This window comes from Staphylococcus sp. HMSC072B07 (genome assembly GCF_001815505.1).
Taxonomy (GTDB): Bacteria; Bacillota; Bacilli; order Staphylococcales; family Staphylococcaceae; genus Staphylococcus; species Staphylococcus simulans.
In genome coordinates this window covers 20,319-30,225 of record NZ_KV820924.1, presented here as the reverse complement: position 1 = coordinate 30,225, position 9,907 = coordinate 20,319, and the positions used below count along the sequence as shown (strand labels likewise).

Sequence of the window (9,907 nt, the reverse complement as noted above, 5' to 3'; positions counted from 1 at the left end):
AAAGATGCATTAGATACAGCAGTAACTGTTGAAGCAGATCAAAATGCGACTCAAGAATCTGTAGATAAAGCACAATCTGATTTAGAAAAAGCACTTGAAACTAAAGCGGCTCAAGATAAAGCAGATGCAGTTGCGAAAGCCAAAGCAGACGCTTTAGCTGAACTTGAAAAAGCATTAGATAAAACTGAAACAATTGATAAATCTAAATACACTCCAGAATCTGTTGAAAAATTAGATCAAGCAGTTGTAGATGGAAAAGTCATTGTTGAAAAAGCAGATAATGTTTCTGTTCAAGATATTAAAGAAGCAACTAAAGCTGTTGAAACTGCATTGAATGGTCTAGAAAAAGTTAAAGCTCCTGCGAAAGAAACAGGAAAAACAACTGAATCTACACTAAATACAGCTAAATCTGATACAAAATCTGATGTGAAAGCACAAGATAAACAAACATCTAAAGGTACAAAAGGTACAAAAGCTGAAAAAGCTGGAGCAACTAAAGCTAAAGCTGAAAATGCAGGCAAAAATAAAGCGAAAGCATTACCAGAAACAGGTCAAGATGTTTCATCTATCGACCCACAATACGCTTCATTAATGTTTGCGATTGGTGGTTTAATGATGTTCTTCAGAAAACGTAAAAATGAAGACAAAGATAACACTGAAAAATAATCCGTTCTTTCAAAAGAATGATTAAGTAAGTGTGCACCTCTGCGATCGATTCGATATCGAAAGCAGGGGTGCTTTTGTGTTTTTATTGGGATTTTAAGGTAGAGATTTATCTTATTTATTTCAGTGAAATTTGCGCTATAAATCAAAAAATTCGAAAATATCATACCGTTACGGTTAGTGAGCCTCTTTAATTTATGCTATGATGTTATTGTTAGAAATAATACGAAATTAAGGGGTTATTAAGTTGAATAATCACTATAAATCAGGACAACACGTAAAAGTTAAAGTGACTGGTATTCAACCTTATGGCGCATTTGTAGAAACCCCTGACAACACGGAAGGACTCATTCATATATCAGAAATCATGAATGATTATGTCCATAATTTAAATCGGTTCTTATCTGAAGGACAAATTGTTAAAGCCAAGATACTGTCTATAGATGAAGAAGGTAAACTCAATTTGTCATTAAAAGATAATGACTACTTTAAAAATTATGAACGTAAGAAAGAGAAAAAATCTGTTTTGGATGAGATCAAAGAAAACGAAAAATACGGGTTTCAAACATTAGAAGAACGTTTACCGGTTTGGATTGCGCAGTCTAAGAGAATGATTAGAGAAAATAAACTCTAATCTCATATGAAGGTCAATATACGACATGATAAGCAAGTGGTATATTGGCCTTTTATTTATTTTGTCATCAAAATGATTTGAGCGATTCTTTTTTAATTTATTTATCGGTGCTTTAAAATGAATGCACAAAGATAAATTAGGAGGCACGTATAAATGGATATGAAATATGAACCATTGTTTGAATCATATACTCTGCCAAATGGAGTAGAGATTAGAAATCGTTTTGTGCTTGCACCATTGACACACGTATCATCTAATGAAGATGGTACCATCTCAGAAGATGAGCTGAAACATATGGAGTTACGTTCTAAAGATGTAGGAATCAGTGTCAGTGCTGCGAGTAATGTGACAGACATTGGTAAAGGTTTCCCAGGTCAGCCTTCAGTGGCGCATGACTCAGATATTGAAGGATTAAAACAATTAGCTGAAGTCATGAAGAAAAATGGCGCAAAAGCACTTGTACAAATTCATCATGCTGGTGCGCAATCTCTACCTAACTTAACACCAGAAGGAGATGTCGTAGCGCCAAGTCCAATTTCATTGAAGAGTTTCGGCCAACAAGAAGAACATCATGCGCGTGAAATCACACCTGATGAAATAGAAGAAACAATCAAAGCATTCGGTGAAGCGACACGCCGTGTTATTGAAGCAGGCTTTGATGGTGTAGAAATTCATGGTGCAAACCATTATTTAATTCACCAATTCGTTTCACGCCACTACAATCGTCGTCAAGATGAGTGGAGCAAGCCTTATAAATATCCGCTTGCTGTGGTAGATGAAGTGCTGAACACAGTTCGTAAATTCGCAGATAAAGACTTTATTGTCGGCTACCGCTTCTCACCAGAAGATCCAGAAGAAGACGGCATTGAAATGGAACAAACTAAAGAATTATTAGGTTACTTATCTAGCAAACCACTAGATTATCTTCATGCTTCACTGATGGACATCCACTCTAAAACTAGAGAGGGCAAATATGAAGGTAAAACGCGTATTGAGCTCATTCGTGAGTGGATTGACGATAAAATCCCATTAGTAGGTATCGGTTCAATCTTTAACGCTGATGAGGCCCTAGACGCTTTAAATACAGGTGTACAATTCATTGCGCTAGGTCGAGAAATCTTGTTAGATGCTGAATTCATTGAGAAGATTAAAGAAGGACGTACAGAAGATATTATTTCTTACTTTGATTCGACTCGTGAAGATAATCATAATTTACCGCCAAACTTATGGAAACAATTTGATAATGGTTTCTATCCATTACCAGAAAAAGGTGAACATTAATTCACTGGTAAGTGAAATGAAATCATATTATATGAAAGTTTAAGATTTATATATAAGACTGCACGTATTAATCGTGTGGTCTTTTTTAATTTTTGTGTAGAATCTTCTTTTTCCTGTCGTGACAGTCTTGCGCAATCACACTATTTTAAATTTTCGTAATTTTAAGCATTTTTCCTTTTACATCATAGGAGTTTTATGTAATTATTAGAAATGTAAGGGCTTTCTTATACCATTTTTAATATTAAACAAAGGGGGATTAAAAATGATTCCGTACAAACATGAACCATTTACAGATTTCCAAAAAGTAGAGAACAGAGAGGCTTATGAAAAAGCGCTCAAAAAAGTCGAAGAAGACTTAGGTAAAGAGTATCCGCTCATTATTAATGGTGAACGTATCTATACAGACGATAAAGTAAGATCATTTAACCCGTCGAATAGAGAAGAGACAATCGGTTATGTCTCTAAGGCGAATAAAGAATTAGCGGAAAAAGCATTAGAAGCGGCGAAAGAAGCGTTTAAAACATGGCGTACTGTAGCTCCTGAAGTTAGGGCAGATATTTTATTCAGAGCTGCTGCGATTACACGTCGTCGTAAACACGAATTTTCAGCATTGCTTACAAAAGAAGGCGGTAAGCCATGGAAAGAAGCAGATGCTGATACTGCAGAAGCGATTGACTTCATGGAATACTATGGACGTCAAATGTTAGAACTGAAAGACGGTAAACCTGTCAACTCTCGTCCAGGAGAATACAACCAATTTGATTATTTACCAATCGGGGTTTCTGTCGTTATCTCTCCTTGGAACTTTGCGTATGCGATTATGGCAGGTACAACAGTAGCACCTGTAGTAACAGGTAATACGGTATTATTAAAACCATCATCAAACACACCGGTTATTTCATACAAATTTATGGAAGTATTAGAAGAAGCAGGACTTCCAAAAGGGGTAGTAAACTGGATTCCTGGCGATTCTAGTGATATCGGTGACTTCTTAGTAGAAAATAAAGATGTCGGTTTAATTTCATTCACAGGTTCTAAAAATGTCGGTACAAGCATTATGCAGAAAGCATCTAAAATCCAAGAAGGTCAAAACCACTTGAAACGTGTCATTGCAGAAATGGGCGGTAAAGACACAATTGTGGTTGATAGTGAAGCGGATTTAGATGTTGCGACTGATGCGATTGTTTACTCAGCATTCGGTTTCTCTGGACAAAAATGTTCAGCTTGTTCACGTGTTATCGCAGTAGAAGATATTTACGATGACTTATTAGAACGTGTTCAAAAAGCAACTGAAGCTTTAACAGTCGGTGATGCTTCAGACTACAATAACTTTATGGGACCTGTTATTGATGAGAAAGCATTGAAGAAAATTAAAAGTTACTTGAAAGTCGGCGAAGATGAAGGTCGTTTAGTAACTGGCGGTAAAGTAGACGATGAAGTCGGAAACTTTGTATATCCGACAGTATTTGCGGACTTAGCTTATGACAGCCGTGTGATGCAAGAAGAAATCTTCGGACCTGTTGTTGGTTTCAGTAAAGCGAAAGACTTCGATCAAGCGATTGAATATGCGAATGCAACTGAATACGGTTTAACAGGTGCAGTTATTTCTAATAACCGCTTCAAACTCGAACAAGCACGTCGCGACTTCATGGTCGGCAACCTTTACTTCAACCGTGGTTGTACAGGTGCAGTTGTCGGTTACCAACCATTCGGCGGCTTCAAAATGTCAGGTACAGACTCTAAAGCAGGTGGCCCAGACTATCTAGTGCTTCACCTACAAGGTCGTACAGTATCTGAACACCTATAAAATATAACAATATAAACAACTTGAAAGAAGATTGAAGTAAGCAACACAAATCACATTATAGCTCTAGTCGCATTATGCGGTATCTATAATGTGATTTTTTTCAAAAATATTTTAAAGTGTGGAAACTATACAATGGAGTGACATTCTATAAGAAAAATAAAAACAAAGGGATATAGAGGAGGAATCATTTATGACAAGAACAGAAGATATTATCAAAAAAACAGAACACTATGGGGCGCGCAACTATACGCCACTTCCAATTGTCATTTCTGAGGCAGACGGTATTTGGGTAACAGATCCTGAAGGCAATAAATACATGGACATGTTAGCGGCTTATTCAGCAGTTAACCAAGGCCACCGTCATCCTAAAATTATTCAAGCACTAAAAGATCAAGCGGATAAAGTGACACTCGTTTCTCGTGCGTTCAACAGTGATAATTTAGGGGACTGGTACGAGAAAGTCAGTGAATTAACAGGCAAAGAAAAAATCTTACCAATGAATACAGGTGCAGAAGCAGTTGAAACAGCGGTTAAAGCTGCACGTCGTTGGTCTTATGAAGTTAAAGGTATTGATCCAGATAAAGCTGAGATTATCGCGTTTAACGGCAACTTCCATGGACGTACGATGGCGCCGGTATCATTGTCTTCTGAAGCGGAATATCAACGCGGTTATGGTCCTTTACTAGAGGGATTCAAAAAAGTAGATTTCGGAGATGTCGATGCATTAAAAGCAGCTATTAACGAAAATACAGCTGCGATTTTAGTAGAGCCGATTCAGGGTGAAGCGGGTATTAATGTACCACCTGAAGGTTATATGAAAGCGATTCGTGAACTTGCGGATGAGCACAATGTCTTATTTATCGCAGATGAAATCCAATCTGGCTTAGGTCGTTCAGGTAAAATGTTTGCGACAGACTGGGACGATGTAAAACCAGATGTGTACATTTTAGGTAAAGCACTTGGCGGTGGGGTACTGCCAATTTCAGCTGTAGCAGCTGATCATGAAGTGTTAGATGTCTTCACACCAGGTTCACATGGTTCTACATTCGGTGGTAATCCATTAGCTGCAGCAGTTTCTATTGCGGCATTAGATGTGTTAGTAGATGAAAAGCTCGCAGAACGTTCAAGAGAACTCGGTGATTACTTCCAAGAAGAATTAAGAAAGATTGATCACCCAGCTATTAAAGAGGTACGTGGTCGTGGTTTATTCATCGGTTTAGAACTGAAAGAGAATGCGAGACCATATGCTGAAGCATTAAAAGAACAAGGATTATTGTGCAAAGAAACACACGAAACGGTGATTCGATTTGCGCCGCCATTGATTATTTCTAAGGAAGAAATTGATGACGCATTAGAGAGAATTAAGAAGGTTTTCAGCTGAGTTCAAAAAGTTGTAACAAAAGGAATGAAAACCCTTTAAAAAGGTAGCGCTTATGTTACAATACAAATGAAAGCGAAATCATTGTTAGGAAAAAGAGGCGAGAAGGATTATGACTGAGAACAATAATTTAGTGGCATCGACACAACAAATTATCAAAGAAGCTTTGCATAAATTAGGTTTTGATGACGGTATGTATGATTTAGTGAAAGAACCTTTAAGATTTTTAGAAGTTCGTATTCCAGTAAGAATGGATGACGGTACTGTTAAAACTTTCACTGGCTATCGTGCACAACATAATGATGCAGTCGGACCTACTAAAGGTGGCGTTCGTTTCCATCCGAACGTTAACGTAGATGAAGTAAAAGCATTATCAATGTGGATGACAATGAAGTGCGGTATTGTCGACTTACCATACGGCGGCGGTAAAGGCGGTATCATCTGTGACCCACGTGAAATGAGTATTCATGAAGTAGAACGATTATCTCGTGGTTATGTACGTGCAATTTCACAAATTGTTGGACCTTCTAAAGATATTCCAGCACCAGACGTAATGACAAACTCACAAATCATGGCTTGGATGATGGATGAGTATAGTGCATTAGATAAATTCAACTCACCTGGATTTATCACTGGTAAACCGATTGTGCTTGGCGGTTCTGAAGGACGCGACCGTTCAACAGCATTAGGGGTAGTTATTGCGATTGAACAAGCGGCTAAAATTAAAAACCTTGATTTAAATGGAGCAAGAATTGTAATTCAAGGTTTCGGTAACGCAGGCAGCTTCTTAGCGAAATTCTTATTTGATAAAGGCGCTAAGATTGTCGGTATCTCAGATGCATACGGTGCATTATCTGATCCAGAAGGTTTAGATATCGATTACCTATTAGACCGTAGAGACAGCTTTGGTACAGTAACAAACTTATTTGAAGAAACAATTTCTAACAAAGAACTCTTTGAATTAGATTGCGACATCTTAATTCCAGCTGCAATTGAAAACCAAATTACAAAAGATAACGCACCAAACATTAAAGCGGATATCTTAGTAGAAGCAGCAAACGGACCTACAACTTTAGAAGCAACACGTATCTTACACGAACGCGGTATCTTATTAGTACCAGACGTACTTGCGAGTGCCGGCGGTGTAACTGTGTCTTACTTCGAGTGGGTTCAAAACAACCAAGGTTACTACTGGACAGAAGATGAAGTAAACGAAAAAATGCGTGATAAATTAATCACAGCATTCAATGATATTTATGAATTAGCACAAAACCGTAAAATTGACATGCGTTTAGCAGCATACATTATCGGTATTAAACGTACTGCAGAAGCAGCACGCTATCGTGGTTGGGCTTAAATTTATAGCTCATAACGAAATTAAGACCTTATCAGTGAAAACTGGTAGGGTCTTTTTTTACTTTTAATTTTATAAATCATAACGAATGAAAAAACCATTACCTGATAACGCTCGGGTAATGGTTTTTCGTATTATAATAAAGCTTTTGCGACTTCAATTTGATGACGTACGGATTCTTGTCCTGTTGAACCGTAACTTTTTCTACGTTTCAAACAATTTTCAGGTTTTAAATAACTATAGATCGTTTCATCAATAGTAGGTGAGAATTCTTGATATTTTTCAAGTGGCACATCGAGTAAATAGCAATCGTGTTGAATACACCAATAAACAATTTGTCCTACAATCGCATGTGCTTCTCGGAATGGAATATCTTTTTCCACTAAATAATCTGCAAGTTCTGTTGCGTTTGAGAAGTCTTTGTGTACGGTTTCGTTTAAACGGTCTGTATTCACAGTCAATGTAGCGAGCATCCCTTCAAAGATACGTAATGAGCCTGTGACTGTATGCACCGCATCAAATAAACCTTCTTTATCTTCTTGCATATCTTTATTGTAAGCTAATGGTAAACCTTTTAATGTCATCAGCATGCTGACTAAATGGCCAGTAGTACGGCCAGTTTTACCACGAATCAATTCTGCCATATCTGGATTCTTTTTCTGCGGCATGATAGATGAACCTGTTGAAAATGCATCAGATAAAGTGATGAATTTTGCTTCATCTGTTGACCAGAAAATAATTTCTTCAGAGAAACGTGATAAATGAATCATGACAAGCGAAATCGCATTGATTGTTTCGACAATATAATCACGGTCACTTACAGCGTCTAAACTATTTTCATAAAGTGATGCGAAATCTAAAAGTTCTTGTGTTTTCTGACGATCAATCGGATGCGTTGTACCGCTTAAAGCAGCAGCACCTAATGGATTGATATCGATACGTTTTAAAGCATCGTTAAAGCGGGCTTTATCACGTTCAAGCATCCAGAAATAAGTCATGACATGATGTGCAAAAGAAATTGGCTGTGCACGTTGTAAGTGCGTATAACCTGGCATAATCGTATCGACGTGTTTATCTGCAAGTGAAACAATCGTCTCTTGTAAAGAATGAATCAATTCAATGATTTCTTTGACTGCTTTCTTTGTATAGAGATGCATGTCTGTTGCGACTTGATCATTACGGCTGCGGCCAGTGTGCAACTTACCGCCGACAGAGCCGATACGTTCGATTAATTCATGTTCGATGTTTAAGTGAATATCTTCTAAAGCTTCTGTAAATTCAACTTTACCATCGTGGTAATCTTGTTGGATGTCCTGGAGTCCCTTAATAATGGTGTCGCTTTCTTCAGAAGTAAGGATGCCTTGTTGTGCAAGCATCGTCGCATGTGCAATACTTCCTTGAATATCTTCATCTATTAATAGGTGGTCAAAGTGAATAGAAGCATTAAAAGCATCTACCCACGCTTCAGGTTCTGCTTGGAAGCGACCGCCCCAGGCTTTTTTACTCATGTGAATAACCCCCATGCAACATAGAATTGACTTCAGTCGGCAAGCCGTAAATTTCAATGAATCCTACTGCTGCTTCTTGGTTGAAGGCATCTTCTTTTGTATATGTCGCAAGTTCTTTGTTGTATAGAGAATATGGAGATTTTCTGCCATTTACAACCGCATTACCTTTAAATAATTTCACACGTACTTCACCGCTGACATGTTCTTGAGTTGAATCAATAAATGCTTTTAATGAATCAGTTAAAGGTGAGAACCATAAACCATTGTAGGTTTGTTCTGCGAATTGTTTTTCAATCACAGGTTTGAAGTGTGCCACATCTTTTGTCAATGTGATAGTTTCTAAAGCTTTATGTGCTTTCAGAATCACTTCAGCGCCTGGTGTTTCGTAGACTTCACGTGATTTAATACCGACTAATCTGTTTTCAACATGGTCAATACGGCCGATACCATGTTTGCCTGCTAAGTCGTTTAAATAAAGAATTAAATCATCTAATGGATATGCTTTTCCATCGACTTCTACTGGAATTCCTTTTTCAAACTTCAAAACGATTTCATCAGGTGTATCTGGTGTATCTTCGATTTCTCGAGTTAAATCAAATGCATCTGCAGGCGGTGCTGCGTAAGGATCTTCTAAAATACCACATTCGTTGGCACGGCCCCATAAGTTTTGGTCGATAGAGTAAGGAGAGTCATGGTTGATTGGCACTGGAATGTTATTTTTGATTGCGTAATCAATTTCTTCCTCACGACTCCAACCCCATGAACGTACCGGTGCAAATACTTTCAATTTAGGGTTCAACGCTTTGATGGCTACTTCAAAACGTACTTGGTCGTTACCTTTACCAGTACAGCCATGTGCAATACCTACTGCATCTGTTTTTTCAGCAATTTCAACTAATTTTTTAGAGATTAATGGGCGAGATAATGCTGAAACAACTGGGTATGTGTTTTCATACATTAAATTACCTTTAATTGCATAAGCAACATAGTCATCGCTGAATTCTTTAGTCGCATCAATGATATAGCATTCTACTGCGCCCATATCTAATGCTTTTTGATAAACTTGATCTAAATCTTTTCCTTCGCCGACGTCTAAACAACAAGCAACTACATCGTAACCTTTATCGATCAGCCACTTTACTGCCACACTAGTATCTAATCCGCCTGAATAGGCTAATACGATTTTATCCTTCATAATCTTTACACCTCGTTAGAATAGTTTGAATTTTTTAACATGTTATTATCATAGCAGATTGAAGATGAGAAATAAACCATTATTTTA

General features: G+C 37.6%; 8 protein-coding genes. 6 read left to right on the top strand and 2 right to left on the bottom strand.

Annotated features, from left to right (window positions below; translation table 11 throughout):
* The 6 genes from HMPREF3031_RS09395 to HMPREF3031_RS09370 form a co-directional block, all read left to right on the top strand.
* The coding region (locus tag HMPREF3031_RS09395) for an LPXTG cell wall anchor domain-containing protein (RefSeq protein ID WP_142351319.1) at positions 1-666 on the top strand (666 nt) is incomplete at its 5' end.
* A 244-nt stretch (positions 667-910) separates the two neighbouring features.
* A complete protein-coding gene (gene ygs, locus HMPREF3031_RS09390) occupies positions 911-1,297 on the top strand; it encodes a S1 domain-containing post-transcriptional regulator Ygs (RefSeq protein WP_002481862.1) in 387 nt (128 codons plus the stop codon).
* Between the two features lie 153 nt (positions 1,298-1,450).
* Positions 1,451-2,578: an NADH-dependent flavin oxidoreductase gene (locus HMPREF3031_RS09385; RefSeq protein ID WP_002481863.1), complete on the top strand. Its 1,128-nt coding sequence runs from the start codon at positions 1,451-1,453 to the stop codon at positions 2,576-2,578.
* A gap of 262 nt (positions 2,579-2,840) precedes the next feature.
* Positions 2,841-4,385, top strand: a complete 1,545-nt coding sequence (gene pruA, locus HMPREF3031_RS09380; RefSeq protein WP_070724841.1) for an L-glutamate gamma-semialdehyde dehydrogenase — start codon at positions 2,841-2,843, stop codon at positions 4,383-4,385.
* A 190-nt stretch (positions 4,386-4,575) separates the two neighbouring features.
* Positions 4,576-5,766 carry an ornithine--oxo-acid transaminase gene (locus HMPREF3031_RS09375; RefSeq protein ID WP_023015791.1) on the top strand — a complete coding sequence of 397 codons (1,191 nt, stop codon included), beginning with the start codon at positions 4,576-4,578 and terminating at the stop codon, positions 5,764-5,766.
* 109 nt (positions 5,767-5,875) lie between these two features.
* A complete protein-coding gene (locus HMPREF3031_RS09370; protein ID WP_002481866.1) occupies positions 5,876-7,120 on the top strand; it encodes a Glu/Leu/Phe/Val family dehydrogenase in 1,245 nt (414 codons plus the stop codon).
* Positions 7,121-7,251: 131 nt separating this feature from the next.
* Here HMPREF3031_RS09370 and argH read toward each other — a convergent pair whose 3' ends face one another.
* Positions 7,252-8,625 carry an argininosuccinate lyase gene (argH, locus tag HMPREF3031_RS09365; RefSeq protein WP_002481867.1) on the bottom strand — a complete coding sequence of 458 codons (1,374 nt, stop codon included), beginning with the start codon at positions 8,623-8,625 and terminating at the stop codon, positions 7,252-7,254.
* A complete protein-coding gene (locus HMPREF3031_RS09360) occupies positions 8,618-9,820 on the bottom strand; it encodes an argininosuccinate synthase (RefSeq protein WP_002481868.1) in 1,203 nt (400 codons plus the stop codon). Before HMPREF3031_RS09360 ends, argH begins: the two co-directional genes overlap by 8 nt.
* Positions 9,821-9,907 lie beyond the last annotated feature (87 nt).

What these genes read in the sequence shown, in the direction of transcription:
- argH (WP_002481867.1), bottom strand. Translation starts at nt 8,625, where the DNA reads ATGAGTAAAAAAGCCTGGGGCGGTCGCTTCCAAGCAGAACCTGAAGCG.
- pruA (WP_070724841.1), top strand. Translation starts at nt 2,841, where the DNA reads ATGATTCCGTACAAACATGAACCATTTACAGATTTCCAAAAAGTAGAG.
- HMPREF3031_RS09370 (WP_002481866.1), top strand. Translation starts at nt 5,876, where the DNA reads ATGACTGAGAACAATAATTTAGTGGCATCGACACAACAAATTATCAAA.
- HMPREF3031_RS09385 (WP_002481863.1), top strand. Translation starts at nt 1,451, where the DNA reads ATGGATATGAAATATGAACCATTGTTTGAATCATATACTCTGCCAAAT.
- HMPREF3031_RS09360 (WP_002481868.1), bottom strand. Translation starts at nt 9,820, where the DNA reads ATGAAGGATAAAATCGTATTAGCCTATTCAGGCGGATTAGATACTAGT.
- HMPREF3031_RS09375 (WP_023015791.1), top strand. Translation starts at nt 4,576, where the DNA reads ATGACAAGAACAGAAGATATTATCAAAAAAACAGAACACTATGGGGCG.